The organism is Streptomyces sp. AC512_CC834, from assembly GCF_019049325.1.
Classification (GTDB): Bacteria; Actinomycetota; Actinomycetes; order Streptomycetales; family Streptomycetaceae; genus Streptomyces.
This window is the reverse complement of the sequence record NZ_JAGMUO010000097.1, coordinates 25,436-45,554: the sequence shown is the minus strand read 5'-3', so window position 1 is coordinate 45,554 and position 20,119 is coordinate 25,436. Positions and strand designations below refer to the sequence as shown.

The window sequence follows — 20,119 nt, the reverse complement described above, 5'->3', positions numbered from 1 at the left end:
GGCCTCACTCCTCGCCGTCCTCGCCCAGCTCGATCTCGAAGTCCCCCGCGACCACCGCCGCACCCGCCGCCGTCCCGATGGCCACGTCGTGCCGCAACCGGTGTTCCAGGCAGGCTCGCAGCAGCGTCAGCGCCGTGCGGGACACGGCGTCGAGCAGCGGACGCTGCTGCATCTCGACCACGTGCGCCAGGTCGTGATGCGTCATCGCACCCATGGGCCGGGTGACGAACGAGCGCACCACGAGGCCGGTCAGGTCGTAGAGGTCGACCGTTTGGTGCCCGCCCTTTCCCACGGCCAGCAGGTCGCCCCTCGGTGACAGCCGCACGATCGGTGCCGGGCCCGCGTTCTCGGCCAGTGCGATCCGCTCGGCCACGAGATCGGGCACGAAGTCGGGCGCCGGCTCGGTCACGGTGGCGTCCCGGGTCGGCGGCACCTCGAGAATTTCCAGGTGCGGCCCCTGGACGACGTCGACGGCAAGAAACCGGTTCAGCGCGGGCGACCAGGCGAGCGCGCTCGGCCGGGTCGCCGCCGACCAGGCACGGAAGGCCATCGGGGGTTCCGTGGAGGTGAGCGGCTCGTGCCACACGTTCAGGTCGCCCGACGCGGAGCAGTTGACAAGGGTGGACGGCGACAGAGCCGCGGGCTCCATGGCGTAGTCCTCCGTGCCCGATCCGTCGTCGAGCCTGTTCACCCCGCAGGTGCGGAGGTCGGCGACCACGGCTTCGTACAGAACGTCGACCATGGCGACGAGCCGGCCGCCGGGATCCACCGCGACGATCAGTGGTTCGAAGTCGTCGAGGCCTTCCAGCGGTCCACTCGGGACGAGGGACCCACCGGGCCCGCCGGTGAACAGCACCGGATGCTCGAAGGCGTCCGCGTCCTCGACCAACGCGGACACGACGAAGGCGCGGTCTCCGGCGACGCGCTCCAGGCCGAAGACCTCTTCGGCTCCCGTGTCGACCGGCCGAACACCGGCGGGGTCCACGTAATAGATCTTCGCCAGGTGGGAGTAGTCGTTCTCCACGGCGTTCGGATCGGCGTACGCGTCGGCCTCCGCGACGACCATGGTGTCGGAGCCCAGATGGACGACGCTGCCGAGCGGATAGGTGAAGTCGCAATGCAGCCGCGACAGCGTTCCGCTGCCCAGGTCCACGATCCCTGCCCAGGCAACCGGCTCGCCCGAGGGGACGTGGCCGTCGCCCTCCGTGCCGACGTGAACCGGTCCGGCCAGGGCGAGTTGGGTGCCGTCGGGCGCGAATCCGAGGGCGGCGATGCCACGGAGCCGCTGGTCGAGTTCGTCGAGCCGGATGCGGGTGTGCGGGGCGAGCGAAGACACCGGCGCTCCGGACAGGGCGTACACGCGGCCGTCCCCGGTCTGGGGATCAGCGGCGCGCAGGGCGTCGAAGACGCGGCGGTCGTCCTCGCCCGCCGGCCGCCAGGCCCCGAAGGCGCCGACGGTACCGACAGCTTCGGTCAGCGGCAGCGGCAAGGCGACTCGCCACAGCCGGTCCCAGTCCCCCCGCTCCGTCAACTGCTGTATCAGATAAGCGCGTTCCTGCCGGTCGAGAGAGGCGACGTCCTCGTGCCGCGAACGCTGCCCGGCCAGCACCTGCAGGGTGTCGATGTCGCCGAGCGCGGTGATCGCGGTCCGCAGCACCGCGCGCTCCTCGGTGGAGGCGCTGCGATAGCCGAGCGCCAGCAGCGTGCCATCGGGGTCCAGGGCCCGGTACTGCTCCTGCTGTCCGGTGCGTACGAAGAAGACGGCGCGCCGCACCTCGTCACCGGGCGCGAGATGGTGACCGGCGCAGAAGGCCGCCGCCTGCGGCGACTCAAGCGCCGCCGCGCAGTACAGGTCGACGGCCTCGGGATCGTTCAGTACCAGCAGCCGGGCTCGCGCCCGCTCACCGATGGGGTGGTCGAAGCGGACGGCGGCATCGGCGAGCAATCGGGCGTCGACAGCCCCGCCGTCCTCGCTCAGCGCGAGTCGGCTGAGGAAGCGCACCCGCCCGCTCTCGGTGGTGGTGGCGGCGCGGTTCCAGCGAGCCAGCAGCCACCACACCCCCGTCCCGGGCTCGGCGAGCCAGTCGCGCCAAGCGGCATCGACGAGCAGGTCCGGGACCTGCGCCGCATCGGCCAGCAGTTCCGTCACGAGCGGGGACTCCCACCGTCGCCGGGACGGTCCGGACGTCGGCGGCTCCGCCCACGTCCGCCACACCGTCTCGGGCCCGAGGGAGTCGAGGGCGCCCGTGACGGCGCGCACGACCCTCGGCGTACACGTGTCCGCCGTACGCAGCACGGTCACCAGAGACCGAAGGCGCCACCGGGACCTCCGTCCGAGAGGCAGCCGCAGCGCCGCCACCGCGATCCGGATGTGCGGCAACGTTCACACCTCCAGTACCGGAACCTGATACCGGGCCGCCTGCGCGGCACCGGCGAAGGACGCCGACTGGGCGCGGCCCTCACGCAGCCAGGCGCGCAGGTCCTCGATGACCTCGCGCTGGGACTTGCTCAGCGGCACCGTGCGCAGGGCCGCGCGGGCGATGTCGGCGGTGGTGATGTCACGCTCCTCGGCGAACGCCTCGTACATCGCGTCCACGACGACCTGTTCCAGCTCCGCCCCGACGAACCCGTCGCAGTCCCGGGCCAGTTGGTGGACGTCGAAGGCCTCCGGGCTGCGGCCGCGCTTGCGCAGGTGGACGGTGATGATCTCGCGTCGTTCCTCCTCGGTGGGCAGGTCGAGGAAGAACACCTCGTCGAACCGGCCCCGGCGCAGTGTCTCCGGGGGCAGCGCGCTGACGTCGTTGGCGGTGGCCACGACGAACACCGGGGCGGTCTTCTCCTGCATCCAGGTCAGGACGGTGCCGAAGACCCGTTGCGAGGTGCCTCCGTCATGGCCGCCCGACGTCAGCGCCTTCTCCACCTCGTCGATCCACATCACACAGGGCGACACGGTCTCCGCCAGCCGCAGCGCCCTGCGCACCCGCTCCTCCGACTCACCGACCAGGGAGCCGAACAGCGCACCGACGTCCAGGCGCAGCAGCGGCAGCCGCCACAGTCCGCCGATCATCTTCGCGGTGAGGCTCTTGCCGGTGCCGGGGATGCCGATGAGCGCGATGCCCTTGGGTGCCGGAAGGCGGAACTCGCGGGCGGCGTCGCCGAAGGCGCGCTCGCGCAGCCGCAGCCACTCCTTGAGCACGTCAAGACCGCCGAGGTCGTCGGGGCTCTCCTCGGCGCCGTAGAACTCCAGCGCCTCGTTCTCCCGGATGACCGCCTTCTTCTCGGCCAGTACCGCCTTGATGTCGCGGTCGTCGAGCACCTCGTCGCGGACGATGGCCTTGGCGAAGGCCCGGCGGGCCTGGGCGGCGGTGAGGCCCAGCGCGGCCTGGGCCAGGCGGCTGCGACCCGCCGGGGTGAGCGTGGACTTCACTCCCTTGGTGCTGTCGACGAGGTGGTCGAGTTCGCCGCGCAGCGCGTCGGCCTCCGGGAGCGGCATTTCGACCACCACCGCGTCGTCGCCCAGTTCCACGGGGATGCCGCGCACCGGTGTGGTCACGATCAGCGAGGAGCCGGTGAAGACGAGCTTGTGGGCGAGGTTGCGCAGGCGTCGGCGCACCGCCGGGTCGCGCTCCCAGAAGGCGTGGAAGTCCTTGAGCACGTACAGATCACGACGGCGCGGGTCCTTCTCCGAAAGCTCCCTGATCTTGGCCAGCGCGTCCGGTGGACCCGCCGCCTTGGGCAGCGCTCGGCCCGCCGCGGACTCCAGGCCGTCGGCGATGTCCCAGGTGACCAGGTCGGACGACGGGTCCCGGTCGAGCCGCACCTGATCCAGTACCGCCAGGGCGCGCTGTTCCTCGACCGTGACGAGCACGATCAGCGCCACCCGGGCGCGCAGATACAGCCGGATCTCGTCATGGATGCCCACAGTGCCCACTCAGAACTCTCCTCCCGGCGCGGCCATGCCGGTGAACGTCAGTGTCGCGTCGGCCGCGATGGTGATCTCCAACTCCGGTACGGCGGCCAGATCGTCCGGCGTGTAGCGCCCGGTGCGCGTCCAGTACTCCTTGTTCGACGAGCCGCGCAGTCCCCGGGCGAGCCGAAGCCGCGTGTTGTAGCGGCCGGCGATCACGAGATCGGCGTCGGCGACGGCCGCCGACCGGGCCTCGTCCGACTCGATCTCGGCCCGGGTGAACCCCGTAAGCACGATCACCGACAGGCCGCTGCGCGCCCGGAGTTCGGCACAGAACGCGGCGACCGCGGCGGGCTGCTCCAGCGGCTCACCGCCGGTCAGGGTGACGCCCTCGAGGGACGCGGCGTCGGCCAGCACCTCGTCGGCCACCTCACCCGCCGTACGCGCCGGGCCGGCCCCAGCCGCGGGATGGGTCTCGGGATTGAAGCACCCCGGGCAGGCCAGGGCGCACCCCTGGCTCCAGGCGACGTACCGGACCCCCGGACCGTTGGCGGTGCTTCGGGGCACGACGGCGTGCAGCCGCCAGGGCGTGCCCAGGCCGCTCACCCCTGCCACAGGCGATCCTGCTCCTCGGCCGCGTCCTGCTGGTACGCCTCCTCGGTGAGCGTCTGGTGCTCCACCGTCCCGCCGAGCAGCCCGACCAACGCGTCGGTGTCCGTCACACACCTCGTTCCGGCGACACCCCGGACGTGCACCTCGGCGGTGCCGTCCGCCGAGATCACGATCTCGACACTCTCCTGCGCCATCGAGTCACCCTTCGCCGTGGGGATGAGCGGAAATGACTCCGCCCACTGTGCGGGGCGTGACTCGGGAGGGGTCCCGGAGGGGACACTGCATCGTGCGGGCATGCCCCACAGGGCCCCGTAAGCGGGTGGAGCAGCCCACGAACCGAGGAGACCAGCGATGCCCCTCTCCGCCAGCCTCGCGCGTGGTGTCGCGCCCACCACACCCGGCATCCTGCACGCCCGTACCGTCACGGGTGAGCTCACCGCACCGCCCCGCCCGGGGCTGACGGTCCGTTTCGGACGGGGCGAGAAGCCGGACGTGGACCTGGGAGTCGGCATCGACGACCTGCGGGTGAGCCGTCGGCACGGGGAGTTGACGTACCGCGCGGGGCAGTGGTGGCTGCGCAACACCGGACAGCAGTTGGTCCGTCTGCCGCGCGGCCGGATGATGCACCTCAGCACCGAGCCGGTCCCGCTCGCCACCGGTTACACCCCGCTGTTCGTGAAGGGCTCCGGCTACCGGGAGCACCTGGTCGAGCTGTATGTCGCCGGCCACGACGACCAGGGACCCGTGTCCCGGCGGCGCGCCGCGACCGCGCGCCCGGAGACCTGGGCACTCGACGACGACGAACGGCTGCTGCTGGTCGTCCTCGGCCAGCGGTATCTGCTGTACGAGGAGGACCCGCGCCCCCTGACGTACGCGACCGCCGCCAAGCAGTTCGCCTACCTCCGCCCGGACGCGGGCTGGAACGAGCGCAAGATCGAGTACCGGATCGAGGCCGTACGCCGTCGCCTGCACCGCACCGGCTTCCGGTACCCGCTGATCCACGACAAGTCGCAGGGCCGCCCCGGCGACAACAGCCTGCTGCACAATCTGATCAAGGGGCTGGTCGAGTCGACGACGCTCGTGCCGCCGGATCTGGAGCTGATGGAGGACGACGCGGCCTGGCCGGACTCCGCTCCCTGAGATCCGGTGTCATCGCGTGCGGAGTTCGGCGGCGGCGGAGGCCGCGAGTTCCCCGGCCATCGTGCAGAGCCTGTCCATGGGCTGCTGCCCATGGACGTCCAGGCGCACCATCTCGGCGGCGGTCTCGCCGTCCCGGCCGCTGTACCTGCGGTACTCGACGAAGGCCGTACAGGTGTCGTCGTCGGCAGGTCCGAGGACGGAGCGGTATCCGCTGAGCGTGGCGGCGGTGGCACCGTCCACCGCGGACTTCGGCTGATCGCGGAAGAAGGCGATCTCCGCGTCCAGCCCGTCGACGTCGCTCGACCACGCGCAGCTCCAGTTCGCGACGCCGACGTCCGGCACATCGACCTTGAGGCCGGGTACGACGGACAGCGCCTCGGTGTCGAGGAGCTCGCAGGCGTTCGCCCAGGCCAGCGAGGTGCGCGGGTAGGCGGGCGAACGGCGGGGGAGCGGACCTCGGTCGAGGAGCTCGGCCGCCCTCGTGGCGGCTCTGTCGGCGACGGCGCACAGGGTCGCGTTGCCGCCGACCACGGAACCCTTGCCCATGTTGACGCGAACCCCGACCCGGGAGTCGGTGTCGCCGGCGGACGTCAGCAGCAGCTCGCATGCGTCGCTCTCGGCCTGATCCTCCCGGATGCCGATCCTCCCGACGGTGCGGGACGGTTTCGACCCCTCGGGCGACGAGCCCCGAAGAATCCGGATCGACACGTCGATCCGGGTCCGGTCGTCGATGCCCACGAGGACGTCGCAGCGGTCGAAATTCCCGTAGTCCACGTCCACGCGCACCTCCCCGTCACCGAACCGGTCGAGAGCGGCGGGGTCGGCCAGGGCGCAGACGTCGGCCGTGTGCGGATCGCCGATCAGGGCCTCGGGTCCGCCGTCCGGGGCGTCCTCCTCCAGTCGGCTCTGGACGGGCCGGGAAGCGGCCTGCCCGCCGTCCCCGTGGTCATGGACGACGGCCGGCCCCAGGGCCAGTACGGCGCCGATGCCGAGAGCGGCCGCGGCCGCGAGCAGCGGCCGCCGCCGCGATCGCCGCCCGGTGACGGTGCCGGCCGTCTCCCCGGGGGACTTCGGCCCGGCTCCGGCGACGCCCTCCAGGAGCCGCCTGGCTTCGGCGGCGTCGGGGCGTCGCCGAGGATCACGTTGAAGCATGGCGGTGAGCACGGGGTACAGAGGTCCCACGGCGGCGGCGTCCAGCTCGACGACGCCCTGCTCGGCCTTCCAGTACTTCAGCCGGTCGGCTTCCTCGGCGTCGCCCCCCGCCCGGTCGAAGAGGGCGTCCGCCTCCTGGGGCACGCCCCCGCGCGGCGGCGCGCCGGTGACCAGCGCGCAGAGCGTGGCGGCCAGGCAGAACACGTCCGAGGCCGGCCGGGGGAGGTTCCCGCGGGCCAGCTCGGGAGCGGCGTAGTCAGGGGTGAAGCTGGACGGGCCGTTGACCGTGATGGTCTCGGTGCCGCCGGCCCGGTAGACGGCGCCGAAGTCCAGCAACTTCGCGGTCCCGTCACGGGTGAGGCCGATGTTGGCGGGCTTGACGTCGCAGTGGACGATGCCCGCTTCGTGCAGGGCGGCCAGTGCGTCGGCGAGCTGGGCACCGATGCGGGCCGCCCGCGCGGGAGAGAGCCGGGCGCGCAGGTCCAGGCCGCCGCCGGGCACGTACTCCATGACGAACCAGAACGCCTGCCCTGCCCCTCCGGCCGGGTCCCGAGTCCCGGTCCGGACCTTCGCCCGGTCCCCGTCCTGCGCCACCCTCACCACGTCGAAAAGGGTCACGACGTGGGGATGGCCGCGGAACTTGGCCATGGCACGCGGTTCGCCCAGCAGCCGCCGTTCGGCGGTCTCGCCCCCGCCGTCCGTCCGTTCCGGCTTCAGGGCGACGTCCTGGCCCACCACCGTGTCGTGGGCCAGCCACACGTCACCGCCGCGCCCCGCGCCGACGACCTCCTTGAGGACGTAGCGGCCGGCGAACTCGTCCCCGCAACGCACGGATCCTCCCCTCGGCAGAGCGGTCGCGTTCGTATGGTCTGCTCCCCTCAGTACATCGCCGTCGGCATTTGTTCAGCAGCATCCTCAGCCGGGTGAACAACCCCCACACCCCAGAAGAGACGCACATTGGTCTGGGCCAGGACGCTCCGGTCTCGTATTCTCTGCGGTGACCGGCGGCACAACCTTCCCCCCACTCACCGCCTCCGGGAGGCCATGGTGAAAGTTCGCACCAGATTGTCGGCGATCATCGGCACGCTGGGCCTCGTCGGGTCCCTGGCCCTGGCCACGGCGTCCGCCGACGAGCCCGCCGCCTCCGAGCGCGCGGCGCCCGTTGTGCTGACCGAGGTGGCCCAGGCCAAGAACCCGACCGCGGGCACCGCGGGTCCCGGTGACACGGTCTGGGTCGCCGAACGTGCGGGCACCGTCCGGGTCCTGAACGACGACGGACTCGGCGACCCCGTGCTCGACATCTCCGACGAGACCACCACCGACGGCGAACGCGGCCTGCTCGGGCTGGCGTTCGACAAGGAGTTCGCGCACCTCTACATCTCCTACACCGACCTCGAGGGCACCAGCACCATCGACGAGTTCGCCGTCGAGGACGGGACGATCCAGGAGGACACCCGGCGCACCGTCCTGACCCAGGAACAGCCCGAGTCGAACCACAACGGCGGCGACATCAAGTTCGGTCCCGACGGCTACCTCTACGTCGCGTTCGGTGACGGGGGAGGCGGCGGCGACCCCGACGGCAACGGTCAGAAGCTCGACACCCTGCTCGGCAAGCTGCTGCGCATCGACCCGCAGGGCGGCGACCCGTACGCGATCCCGCAGGACAACCCCTTCGTCGGCGACCCGGACGCCAAGGGCGAGATCTGGGCGTACGGGCTGCGCAACCCGTGGCGGTTCTCCTTCGACGCCGGCTCGGGCGACCTGCTGATCGGCGATGTCGGCCAGAGCGCATGGGAGGAGATCGACTGGGCGCCCGCGAGCAGCAAGGGCGGAGAGAACTACGGCTGGTCCCAGATGGAGGGCACGCACCCCTTCCGGGGCGGCACCGAGCCGGCGAACCACGTCCCGCCGATCCACGAGTACGACCGGGGCGGCCTCGGCTGCTCGGTCACCGGCGGTTACGTCTACCGTGGCGACGCGATCGCGGACCTCGCGGGACAGTACGTCTACAGCGACTACTGCGACGGCACACTGCGTTCCCTGGAGATCGAGAACGGCGAGGTGACCGGCCAGACAGACCTCGGTGTGAACGGCGGTGAGGTCGTGTCCTTCGCCCAGGACGGCGACGGCGAGCTGTACGTCCTCGCCATCGGCGGCACCGTCTCCCGCCTCGACCCCGCGTGATCCGGTAACCGCCCGCCCGCCACCGTCAGTTGTCCGGTTGCCGGGACTCACCGCGCCGCAGGAACAGTTCCACGGCGCCGAAGGGTGCCAGGCAGGGCCTGAGCCTGCGGTCGGCGGCCGACGTCGCGACATCGCTCTCCACCGCACGGAAGCCGTCCGGAACGCGGAGGGCGATGTCGCGGTTCTCCCCGGCACGCAGGTTGGCGATCCGCAGGACGAGGCGGTCCTCCTCGCCGGTCAGGGAGATCCTGCAGTCGGGCACGTCTCCCAGGTCGAGCAGTGCGCCCTCGGCGAACCGGGGTGGCCGGGTCTCGGTGAACCGGTCCAGCGGGGTCACCTCATGAGCCAGGGCGCCGAGCCTGGCCTGTGCTCCGAACCGGGACGCCGTTTCGGGCGCGTGGCGGTCGACGGCCGCGAAGACGTAGCGGAACCGCACTCGGCCGGACTGCGTGGGCGGCGTGTTGCACGGCCAGAAGTTGTTCATCACGTACGCGTACAGGTACCCGTTCGTCTCCGAGAACCGCTCCGGCCAGACTCCGCGGACCAGGTCGGAGGAGGAGAACAGGGCACTGTCCGGGGCCGCCCACATCACGCCCGGCCCGTCGTCCGCCGTGACGGTCACGGCGGAGGTGGCGGAGAGCCACTCGTTGGACGAGCCCGGCCCGTGATCGGCGCGTGGCTCCACCCAGCCCAGTTGCCTGTCGTAGCGCACCGTCGGCGTGTCGACCAGGAACGGGAAGGCGACGGACACCGACTCCATGTCGAGTACCGGCAGTTTCGTCGCTTCGACGGTCAGCTCGCACTGGTCGGGAGCATCGCGCAGCAGCAGTTCCACGGTGATGGCGCTGAGGCCCGCGCCTTCGCCGGCCCATCGCAGCCGCATGCCGTCCGGAGTGCGGCGCGCGCCGAGCAGCCGCATCGCGGGGCGTTCTTCGGCGAGTGCGGTGGGCGTGCCGGGGTGGAGACGCGAATCGAGCTGTTTGATCATCGTCCGGTCGTGGGCCCCGCTGCTCTTCGCCTCGGCGGCCGTCAGCCGTATCAGCTCTCCCAGCGCGAAGGGGGCCCGGGGGTCGAGGAGTTGGCGGCCGGTGGGCAGATGACGCAGGCTGACGGGAAGCCCGTCGCCGTCCCGAAGCCCGACCTCCCACACGTCGCTCGCCCGCGTCCGACCGGCTGTTGCCGCCCCCACCGGGGTCCGCTCGTCGGCGGGGTGCGACGCGGGCGGGTGTACGGCCGCCGGGGCCTGTTCCCCCGCGGGAACGGTGTCGCTCCGGTCGCTCAGGGGGAAGGAACGGTAGCCGAAGGCCTCCATCTCCTCGAGAATAAGCCTGACGCGGAGCATGCCGGCGCAGTCGCTCAGCACCTCGAGGGGGACCGGTCGCCCTTCCGCGTCCAGCGGGACGCTGCCCTGCGGCAGGTCGGCCTCGACGGTCAGCGACGCGGGCCAGGGGTGCGGGTTGTGGACCAGGAGGCAGGGGCCGTCCAGGTCGAGGGCCTCGGCCAGTTGACCGAGCACGCGGCGGCTCTCGTCGAGGGAGATCCGCGCCGCGTCGTCGATGGCCCGGCGCTTCCAGTGGAGCTGGTCGTCGATCTGCGGCGCGTGCGGGTGGGAGACGCCACGGGCCCACGTCCAGGTGTGCTCGCCCCCGGTGATCAAGCCGTCCCAGGCGCGGTCCAGGGCCTCCCGGTTGGGGCGATAGCGCCCGTCGGTCAGTTGTGAGACGACACCGAGGTTCTCGGCTGCAGGCAGCATGGCCTGAGCCCGCCGGTAGGCGGCGGCGTCCGCGGCGGAGGCGGCGGGCCCGTCCTCCCAGAAGCTCCCGCCCTCCGCCCGGTGCAGCGGCAGCCGGTCACGCAGCGGCGCGACGGAACTCAGGTAGTCGCCGAACGTGGAGACCCGCACCCGGGGGTGGGCGAAAGCCTCGTTCCACCGTTCGGCGAACCCGGCGTCACCGTCACCGAGGTCCTCGTTGTCGGCGTGGGTGCCGATCACGGCGAGATCGGTGGGCAGATAGTCCGGGCGCTCGTAACGCTCGAGACAGCGTTCCAGGCCGTTCACCGCGCCGGCGACGGACTGCGGATCGGCGGCGATGAACCGCAGTTGTGAGTAGTGGTCGGCGAAGTGGGCCAGGACTTCGCTGCCGTCGGGGGCCTGCCAGCGCACCGGTGAGGCCAGGTGTACTTCGTCGCTGCCGGCGGTGGCCGCGCGGTGATGGTTGGACATGCCCACGAAGGCGTCCACGCCCGCCATCCGCAGCACCGAGGGCAGGGCCCCCGTCCACGTGGGTACGTCGGTGATGTTGGCGTATCGGGCAACGGTGCCGGGTCCGGCGGGGAGGGAAGTGCCGAAGTCGAGCGCGCGGCGCAGCTCGTCCAGACCGGTGACGCCCGTGAGCAGGTTGCTGTGAAAGGTGTTCACGCCGATCACTCCGGCGGCGATGGCCTCCCGCAGACGGGCGCGTCGCCGCGGTGAGCGGGTGTGCATGTACTCCCGGACCACGAGGGCCCCGTCCACGCTGTAGCGGAACGCGGGGTCCCGGGCGTGGCGGTCCAGGGCCTTGTCGATGTTGCGGCAGTGCAGTTCCAGCGCCTTCGGCTGGGTGTCGGTGAAGCCGAGATCGAGATGCACGTGCGGGATCAGGTGCACGGTCCAGCGGCGGGCCGGAGTCAGGTCGGCACGGTGCAGGAGGGTGTCACCCGCGTGGAGGGCGAACTCGGCCGGTGTGTCGAAGCCGGGCGCGGGCAGCCGCCAGCGGACCATGCCGAAGTCCCGCTCCGGAGCCCGGGGAACGGGCAGGACCCGGTCCGCGTAACGCAGGGACAGGTCGCCGGGAAGGGCGGCCCCCGCGGGGACCTGGGCCGTGAGCTCGACCAGCGGAACCGGCTGCGGATCACCGTGCAGATAGAGGGGTGTGGCCCGCAGGGACCACCCCGGGGCGTGGTGCGGTGGAGTGCCGCCGGACTCCAGCCGGACCGCGTTCCACCGCAGATAGGAGCCGAACCACTTCCCGTAGTGGGCGCGTGCGGGGGGCAGCGCCTCGCCAGGGCGGCGGGCGGGGCGCCCGTCCTCGGCGCGGGGCGCTCCAGTGGCCGCGGGTTCGTCCAGGACGGTGGTCACGGTCAGCTCGTGCCGTCCCGGGGTGAGCCATGCCGCGGGCAGCGGGATGCGGAGCGTGCCGTGCCCGGAGGTGGGGCCCGGGTCCCCGGTGCGGGCGCGGTCGGCCCGCTCGACGGCCAGGTGGTGCAGCGAGTGACGGGCGCCGTCCAGGACGACTTCGAGGTCGGGGCAGGGGCCGCGCTCCGCCGCATACGCGAGGTGCAGGACGGCGTCTTCGGCGTGTTCCAGGGTGAAGGACGCCACGATGCGGTGCGCCCGGTGACCTCCGTCGGCGTCGTGGATGCCGGGGTGCACCTCGGGCCACCCGGCGTCGGAGCGGTCGAGGTCGACGTGCAGCGTGGGTGTGCCGTCCACGACCGGCCATGATCCGGTGACGGGGGCGGGGGTCGCTGTCCACAGGGAGCGGTCGGAGGTCATGCGGGGGGTTTCCTCTGGAGGCCGGGCGGCCATGGGGCCGCGGGCGGGTGTGACGGGTCGGCGGCGTCCGGTGCCCCGACCCTCAGACACGGTTGCTCCTGGTGAACCGCAGGGTCACGATCTGGAAGGGCCGCAGGGCAAGGCGTACCGAGTTCCCTTCCGCCGTCATGGGCGCGGGGGCGTCGATGGGACGTTCCAGGAGGTCGACCGCGGTGACACCGGCGACGGAGAAGCCCGCGGTGACGGTGGCCGTGGCCCGTCCGCCGTGTGCCTCGTGGAAGCGCACGATCACGTCGCCGCCGGCGTCGTCGGCGAGCTTCACGGCGGTGACCACCACTTGCTCGGTGTCGACGCCGACCAGGGGCAGGGTGCCGGGGCCGTCGGCCGCCCCCGGCACCCGGCGCTCGGGCAGGTTGACGCGGTGCCCCTCGCGGACCGCGTCGGCCAGCCGCGCTCCGGGGACCAGGGCGTAGCGGAAGCGGTGTGTGCCCTGGTCGGTCTCCGGGTCCGGGAAGCGAGGTGCCCGCAGCAGGGAGAGGCGAACGGTCGTGGTCGTTCCTCGCTCGGCGCCGGCGCGCACCATGCGGGTCACCTCGTGTCCGTACGTCGAGTCGTTGACGACCGCCGCGCCCCAGCCCGGCTCCTCCAGGTGCACGAACCGGTGCGCGCACGCCTCGAACTTGGCGGCCTCCCAGCTCGTGTTGGTGTGGGTGGGCCGGTACAGGTGCCCGAACTGCGTTTCCGCGGCGTACCGTTCGGCATGAATGTCGAGAGGGAAGGCGACCTTCAGGAACTTCTCCGTCTCGTGCCAGTCCACCTCCGTCTCCAGGTCGATCCGGCGCTGCCCGCGCGCCAGGGTCAGGCACTGAACGGCCTGCGAACTCCCGAAGGAACGCGACACCCGGATCGTCGCCGAGTCCGTTCCGGTGTGTTCCAGGCGTACCTCCCTCACGTCGTCGAGATCCGTGACGACGTTGCGGTAGAACGCGTCCACGTCCCAGGCGTCCCACTCGTTGGGGAGGTCCGGGTGGATCTGCAGAAGGTTCCCCGCCGCGTTCGGGGCCAGCGCTTCCCGGCCGGCCTCCCGGTCGTAGGCCGAGACGATCAGTCCGCGGGCGTCGACGCGGACCCGCAGCAGCCCGTTGTCGAGGACGAAGCCGCCCTCGGCGTCCGGCTCGGACGTGACGTCGGCGCCGTCGGCCGCGGGAGCGCCCAGGGCACCCGCCGCCACCGTGCCCCGTGGATGGGGCGCCGAGTTGGCGAGCAGTTCGGTGTCTCCCGACGGGGCCAGCGCCTTGAGCGCCGAGCCGATGACGCTCTCCAGCTCCCGAGCGACTTCGGCGTAGGTGCGCCGGGCCTCCCGGTGCACCCAGGCAATGGACGAACCGGGCAGAATGTCGTGGAACTGGTGCAGGAGGACCGTCTTCCAGATGCGGTCCAGTCGCGCGTAGGGGTACGCGAACCCGGTCCGAACGGCCGCCGTGGCCGCCCACAGCTCGGCCTCGCGCAGCAGGTGCTCGCTGCGCCGGTTGCCCTGCTTGGTCTGGGCCTGGCTGGTGAAGGTCCCCCGATGGAGCTCGAGGTAGAGCTCGCCGACCCAGACGGCGGGATCCGGGTACTCGTCCTGGGCCCGGGTGAAGAACGCCTCCGGTGTCTCCCAGGTGACGGTGGGAGAACCTTCGAGGTCGTGCGTCCGGGCCGCCTTGGCGACCATCTCGCGCGTCGTGCCGCCTCCGCCGTCCCCCCACCCGGTGGGCGCGAGCGAGCCACTGGCCGCGCCCTGCTCCTTGAAGGTGCGTGCGGCGTGCGCGAGTTCACTGCCCAGCATCGAGCAGTTGTAGGTGTCGACGGGCGGGAAGTGGGTGAAGATCCGGGTCCCGTCGATCCCCTCCCACCAGAAGGTGTGATGAGGGAAGGAATTGGTACGGCTCCAGGAGATCTTCTGGGTGAGCAGCCGCTTGGCACCCGCGGCGGCGATGATCTGCGGAAGACCCGCGGCGAAGCCGAACGAGTCGGGCAGCCACACCTCGTCGCTCTCGATTCCGAACTCGTCCAGGAAGAACCGCTTCCCGTGCACGAACTGACGGGCCATCGCCTCGGAACCGGGCATGTTCGTGTCGGATTCGACCCACATCCCGCCCGTGGGCACCAGGCGCCCGCCACGCACGGCGTCCTTGACCTTGGTGTAGATCTCGGGCCGGTGTTCCTTGATCCAGGCGAACTGCTGTGCCTGGGACATGGCGAAGACGAACTCCGGGGAGTCCTCCAGCAGCGCGGTCATGTTGGCCGCGGTGCGCGCGACCTTCCGTACGGTCTCGCGCAGGGGCCACAGCCAGGCGGAGTCGATGTGCGCGTGCCCGACCGCGCTGACGCGGTGCGCGGACGCGTGGGCCGGCGAGGCCAGGACGTCGGCCAGCTCCCGCCTGGCGGCGGGAGCCGTGCCGTTCACGTCCTGCGGGTCGAGAGCGTCCAGGGACCGGCCGACGGCGCGCCGCACCCGGCTGCGGCGTTCGGCGTCCAGCGGCAGCTCGTGCATCAGCTCGTCCAGTACTTCGAGGTCCTGAACGAGTTCCCACACCTGCGGGTCGAAGACCGCGAGGTCCATCCGCGCCAGGCGGTACTGGGGTTCGGTGCCCGCGGTGTGCCGGTCGCCGAGCCTCGTCGGCAGGAACGAGCCGAGATCCAGGCACGGGTTGGAGGCGGCCTCCAGATGCCACTCGACGGGTTCACCGCCCTGGACCCGGGTGCCCACCCGGACCCACTGGTTACGGGGGTTGAGCCCTTTCACCGGCGTGCCGTCCGGGGTGTAGACCAGGGCCTCGCACTGAAAACCGGGTTGCCCTTCGTCGAAGCCCAGGTCCAGCACGGCCTCCACGGTCTTCCCGGCCCACTGAGGGGGCACTTCGCCGCGTACCCGGAACCACGTGGTGTCCCAGGGGGCGCCCCACCGCTCTCCCACGGCGACGGGTGTGTGGGCGGCCGTCAGCCCCTCGGCCACCGGAACCGGCTCGCCGGGCGAGACCCACGCGGCGACCTCCAGCGGCACGGAGGCGGGATACACGGCGGGGCGAATGCGCTGTTCCAGCACCCGGCGCAGTCGGGCTTCGGTCAGTTCACGGTCGTCATGCATGGATGGGGCTCCGCAACGCAGTGGGGGGTACAGAAACGGGGTCAGCGCGTGAGCTTGAGGTTGTTGACGAAGAAGCGCTGCGCGGAGAAGAAGAGAAGGAGGGTGGGGAGCGAGACGAGAAGGGCGCCCGCCAGGACCACGGGGGGTCCGACGTCGGAGTAGTTGCCCTGGAGCTCGGACAGCGCGGCGATGGCGGGCCGGATGTTGTCACTGGTGCTGAAGGTGATGCCGAACAGGAGGTCGTTCCAGATGGCGACGAACTGGAAGGAGAACGCGGCCACCATCGCCGACTTCGACAGCGGTACGTGGATCTGCCAGAACAGTCGCCACCACGAGGCGCCGTCCATCCGTGCCGCCTCGACGACCTCCCGGGGGACGGTGGTGGCGTAGTTGCGCATGAGGAAGAACGAGAACGGGATGGAAATGGTGGCGTACACCAGGAACATGCCGATCTGCGTGTCGTACAGGTCGAGATGCGCGTAGGAGAGGAACAGCGGGCGCAGGAACACCTGGAGCGGCAGCAGAGTGCCCGAGTAGATCAGCCAGAACCACAGCACGCGGCGCCGCACCGGCATGATCACTACCGCGAACGCGGCGGCGGTGGCGATGACCACCGCGGTCAGGGAGCCGACGACGGCGTACAGCAGGCTGTTGCCCATGGCGGGTCCCAGGTCCGCCTCGTTCCACGCCGTCGCGAAGTTGTCGAAGAGCCCGAAGCTCTTCGGCAGCCAGTGGGGTGTACCGGTGTATTCCTGCGCGGGAACGAGCGCGTTGACCAGGAGCAGCCAGGACGGGACGGCCCACAGCAGGGACAGGAGGATCAGTACGGTGTTCCGCAGAACTCTGCCGAGACGCATCGTCACGCGCCTTTCTCGTCGAACTGGCGCCGGAGGTACAGCCAGGACGCCGCAAGGACGATCACTGTGAGGACGACCGCGATCGCGGAGCCTGCTCCGGGCCGCTGGAGCAGGAAGGTCTCCTGGTACATGGAGACCGCCAGCGTTTCCGTGGCCCGTCCGGGGCCGCCCCGGGTGAGAACCCAGAGAAGGTCGAAGGACTTGAGCCCGTTGGCCAGGCTCATGCCGATCACGATGATCGACACCGGACGGAGCTGGGGCAGCACGACGAAGCGGAAGCGCTGCCAGGGACCGGCGCCGTCGAGATCGGCTGCTTCCAGTGTCTCGGGCGGGATGCCCTGCAGCCCGACGAGGATCAGAATGACCGCTACACCGGTGGCCTGCCAGGCGTTGACGCAGATGATGACCAGGGTGTTGCCCGGCCAGTCGAGCAGCCAGCTCTGGCTGAGGGAGCCCAGGCCGACCGCCGACAGCATCTGATTGAGCGCACCGTCGGTACTCAGGACGAAGTTCCACACGACGGCCACGGCGGCGCCGGACAGCGCGTAGGGGATGACGACGCACAACCGGGCGAAGCGTGACCAGCGGGTGGCGTCGGAGAGGCAGGCGATGAGCATGCCGAGTGCGAAGGGCAGGGCCACGGTCCCCGCCACCCAAAGGAGCGTGTTCTCCACGGAGCGCAGCAGTGCGTCGTCGGTGAGGAAGAGCCGGTAGTTGTCCACACCGGCGAAGCCGGAGTGACGGTGGTCGTCGAAGAAGCTTCGGTAGATCGTCGTCGCGAAGGGCGCCAGCAGCACCACACCGACCAGGAGGACCGACGGGGTCAGGAAAGCGCCGGCGGCGAGGCGATCACGTACCGCCGTCCGAGGCGGATCGGCAGGTGGCCGGCGGGGGCGTGGATCGGGCGACCGGTGCTGGTGGCCGGCGGTGGTGGGTGGCGCGGTAGTGGTCCTCATGCCTCGTCCTGCCTCCACGTGTGCCATTCCTCGTCCGCGCGTTCCGCCATGCTGCGCAGCGTCGCTCCGGGCGACATCTGACCGGTCATGAAGGCCGAGAGGTCCTGGATGTTGCCCTGGATGAGACTGGGCGGGCTGGCCTCGCTGTAGCGGACGAGACGTGCCCGCCGTTCCTTCGTGATGTTGTCCCTGAGGCCGGCCACCACAGGGTTGCTGGACCGTACGGTGGGATTGGCCGAGCCGTCCTGGAGGTAGTCGGTCCATGCCCGCTGCACGTTCGGGTGCAGCCAGGCCCCGGCGCTCGCCATGCCGGCCTCGTGGGTGGTGGCACGGCGCGGCACGGCGAGGGCACTGCTCTCCGTGATCACCGACTTCTTCGCGGACCGCGTGACGGTGGGCAGAACGAAGGCGTCGTAGTCCTTGAGCGGCCGCATGTCGGCACCGCTCAGGTTCTTCGTGTGCCACGTCGCGTGCAGGAACATCCCCACCCGGCCCTCGCGGAGTTCGGCGGCGCCCTTTCCCTGGTCGTAGTCGGGTGGGGTCGTCCAGCCCTTGCGCATGAACTCGTGCCAGATGTCCATCGCCCGGACCGCCGGCGCGTCGGTGTAGCGGGCCTTCCCCTCGACCAGTGCGGTGTAGAAGTCGGGGTCGACCTTGCTGATGAGCTCCTGGAACCACTCGTAGGCCGGCCAGCCGCCGGCCTGGGTGGCCACGAAGGGCGTGGTGCCGTGCCGCTTGAGGACGGTGGCACAGTGCAGCAGTTCCTCCCAGCTTTCCGGCACGCGCAGTCCGAGCCGGGCGAAGACCGGGGGGCTGTAGAAGACGACGTAGTAGGACTCGTACAACGGGATTCCGTAGACAGCGCCGCGGTACTGCATGATGTCGCGCTGTGACTCGGTGATCCATCCCTTGTCCGCGTACGCGCTCCACAGGCCGGACAGGTCGGTGAGCTGTTCGCCGCGCGCCAGCTTCTTGAGCTCGTAGCCGGACGTCCACTTGATCAGATCCGGCGCGTGTGAGGTCTGCAGCGTCATCTGGGTGACCAGTTGGTACGCGATCGCTTCCGGGACCGACTGCGGGCGCAGCGAGTATCCGGTCAGGGGGCGCAGCGCGTCCGAGGCCAGGGCGTAGCCCTCGTCCCAGCTTCCGTTGTCGTTGCTGAAGCTCGCCGTGCCCTCGACCGCGGCCGTGCTGTCGCCTCGGGCGCAGCCGGCGAGCGCGAGCCCGGAGACGCCCGCGCCGAGACCGGCGAGGAAACGGCGGCGAGTGGGGCCCGGCCGCACGCCTCTCTCTGTCGTACCAAAGGGGTTCATCGGTGCCCTTTCGCCGGGGTGCCGCAGATGGTCTCCGGACGAGAACGTTAACGACACCATCCGGCACCCACAAGGTTTTCGCTGGACTCAATCGCCCGTCATGAAGAAACACCAGGTCAGATCGGCTGATGTGGGCACTGCAGGTAGCGGTAGGGGTCGACTCGTTGCTTGGTATCGTTAACGTTGCGACGCTTCGCCCACGGAGTCACGTCCCCGGATGCCGGCCAACCAGGCCCATGACCGGGCCCTGGTTCTCACCGGCCGTAGGTGGCCAGCAGGGTGGGAATGACCGTCCTGCGCGGCGGGCCGGTCGGCCCTGTCCCGGATCCGGCCTCCAAACGGTCCATGAGCAACTGGGCCGCGCGGCGGCCGATCTCGTCCGGGGCGTAGGAGGCCAGGGTGAGCGGAACACCCAGCAGGTCGGCGGACTCCACATCGTCGAAGCCGGCGATCGCGGCGGCGGTGCCGAGACCGCGCACCGCACGGCAGGCGCCCAGGGTCAGGCGGTTGTTGGCACAGAACAACGCGGTCGGCGCGTCCGGCTGGTCCAGCAGTTCCAGCGCGGCGGCCTCAGCCGTGACGACGGTGTACGGGCCCCGCCGCACCCACTCCTCGCGCGGCCGGAGTCCGGCTTCCTCCAGCGCGGACCACCAGCCGCGGAAGCGCTCGGCACCGGTGAAGAGGGTGGGCGGATTGCCGACGAACCCGATCTTCTCGTGGCCGTCCGCCACGAGCCGTGCGGTGGCGGCTCGGGCACCGCCGAAGTCGTCGACCAGCACGGTGTCGGCCTCGATGCCGGCCGGCGGGCGCGCGGCCAGGACGAGCGGGGTGCCTTCCAGCTCCTCGGGGGAGAGATGTCGTTGGTCGGAGCCGGCCGGGACGACGATCAGACCGTTCACCTGCCGGGAGACGAGGTCCTGGACAAGGTGCTTCTCCTGCGCGAGCTGTTCGGCGGTGTTGCCGAGCACCAGCCTGAGGCCGTACGCCTGCACCACTTCCTCCGCGCCGAGGGCGAGTTGGGCGTAGAAGGGGTTGGCGAGGTTGGTGACGACGAGTCCGACCAGCCCGCTGTGCCGGCCGAGCCGCAGATTGCGCGCCGTCTCGTTGCGGCGGTAGCCCAGGTCGGTCACGGCTTCGAGAACGCGTCGACGGGTGGATTCGCCGACGCCCTCGTTCCCCTTGAGCACCCTCGAGACGGTCATGGCGCTGACGCCGGCGCGTGCCGCGACGTCTCGCATCGTGGGGCTGGGGCGAGGCGGCTCTCCGGCGGTTACGGACCCGGACACTGCGTTGCTGCTCCCTTCGGGCACCGGCAGCCGTTCGCCGTCTGCGC

General features: G+C 71.1%; 13 protein-coding genes. 2 read left to right on the top strand and 11 right to left on the bottom strand.

The window, feature by feature from the left end; translation table 11 throughout:
* Positions 1–4: 4 nt before the first annotated feature.
* The 4 genes from KUM40_RS27705 to KUM40_RS27690 all read right to left on the bottom strand — a co-directional run bounded on the left by KUM40_RS27705 (position 5) and on the right by KUM40_RS27690 (position 4,713).
* Positions 5–2,260, bottom strand: coding sequence for a hypothetical protein (locus KUM40_RS27705; RefSeq protein WP_217168918.1), 2,256 nt, complete (start codon positions 2,258–2,260; stop codon positions 5–7).
* Positions 2,261–2,383: 123 nt separating this feature from the next.
* The gene (locus tag KUM40_RS42220) at positions 2,384–3,931 is read right to left on the bottom strand and encodes an AAA family ATPase (RefSeq protein WP_217168917.1); all 1,548 of its coding nucleotides are present in this window, start codon (positions 3,929–3,931) and stop codon (positions 2,384–2,386) included.
* Positions 3,932–4,522 carry a 4Fe-4S cluster-binding domain-containing protein gene (locus KUM40_RS27695; RefSeq protein ID WP_217168916.1) on the bottom strand — a complete coding sequence of 197 codons (591 nt, stop codon included), beginning with the start codon at positions 4,520–4,522 and terminating at the stop codon, positions 3,932–3,934.
* Positions 4,510–4,713: a DUF2997 domain-containing protein gene (locus KUM40_RS27690; protein ID WP_217168915.1), complete on the bottom strand. Its 204-nt coding sequence runs from the start codon at positions 4,711–4,713 to the stop codon at positions 4,510–4,512. Before KUM40_RS27690 ends, KUM40_RS27695 begins: the two co-directional genes overlap by 13 nt.
* A 157-nt stretch (positions 4,714–4,870) precedes the next feature.
* Between KUM40_RS27690 and KUM40_RS27685 the strand changes: the two genes are divergently transcribed.
* Positions 4,871–5,659: an FHA domain-containing protein gene (locus KUM40_RS27685; protein ID WP_217168914.1), complete on the top strand. Its 789-nt coding sequence runs from the start codon at positions 4,871–4,873 to the stop codon at positions 5,657–5,659.
* 9 nt (positions 5,660–5,668) lie between these two features.
* On the opposite strand, the gene KUM40_RS27680 is transcribed toward KUM40_RS27685, so the two are convergent.
* Positions 5,669–7,642, bottom strand: coding sequence for a serine/threonine-protein kinase (locus tag KUM40_RS27680; protein WP_217168913.1), 1,974 nt, complete (start codon positions 7,640–7,642; stop codon positions 5,669–5,671).
* 216 nt (positions 7,643–7,858) lie between these two features.
* On the opposite strand from KUM40_RS27680, the gene KUM40_RS27675 reads away from it, so the two are divergent.
* Positions 7,859–8,995, top strand: a complete 1,137-nt coding sequence (locus KUM40_RS27675) for a sorbosone dehydrogenase family protein (protein WP_217169783.1) — start codon at positions 7,859–7,861, stop codon at positions 8,993–8,995.
* Between the two features lie 25 nt (positions 8,996–9,020).
* Here the strand turns inward: KUM40_RS27675 and KUM40_RS27670 are convergent, their stop codons facing one another.
* The 6 genes from KUM40_RS27670 to KUM40_RS27645 all read right to left on the bottom strand — a co-directional run bounded on the left by KUM40_RS27670 (position 9,021) and on the right by KUM40_RS27645 (position 20,024).
* Positions 9,021–12,530: a hypothetical protein gene (locus KUM40_RS27670; protein WP_217168912.1), complete on the bottom strand. Its 3,510-nt coding sequence runs from the start codon at positions 12,528–12,530 to the stop codon at positions 9,021–9,023.
* Positions 12,531–12,612: 82 nt separating this feature from the next.
* Positions 12,613–15,660, bottom strand: a complete 3,048-nt coding sequence (locus tag KUM40_RS27665; protein ID WP_217168911.1) for a glycoside hydrolase family 38 C-terminal domain-containing protein — start codon at positions 15,658–15,660, stop codon at positions 12,613–12,615.
* Between the two features lie 41 nt (positions 15,661–15,701).
* On the bottom strand, positions 15,702–16,517 hold the full coding sequence (locus KUM40_RS27660; RefSeq protein WP_217168910.1) for a carbohydrate ABC transporter permease: 816 nt from the start codon (positions 16,515–16,517) through the stop codon (positions 15,702–15,704).
* 2 nt (positions 16,518–16,519) lie between these two features.
* Positions 16,520–17,473 (bottom strand): carbohydrate ABC transporter permease, encoded by a 954-nt coding sequence (locus KUM40_RS27655; protein ID WP_217168909.1) that lies wholly within the window; start codon positions 17,471–17,473, stop codon positions 16,520–16,522.
* Positions 17,470–18,756: an ABC transporter substrate-binding protein gene (locus tag KUM40_RS27650; RefSeq protein ID WP_308401251.1), complete on the bottom strand. Its 1,287-nt coding sequence runs from the start codon at positions 18,754–18,756 to the stop codon at positions 17,470–17,472. The genes KUM40_RS27655 and KUM40_RS27650 overlap by 4 nt, the downstream gene beginning before the upstream one ends.
* A 284-nt stretch (positions 18,757–19,040) precedes the next feature.
* Positions 19,041–20,024 (bottom strand): LacI family DNA-binding transcriptional regulator, encoded by a 984-nt coding sequence (locus tag KUM40_RS27645; RefSeq protein ID WP_217169782.1) that lies wholly within the window; start codon positions 20,022–20,024, stop codon positions 19,041–19,043.
* Positions 20,025–20,119 lie beyond the last annotated feature (95 nt).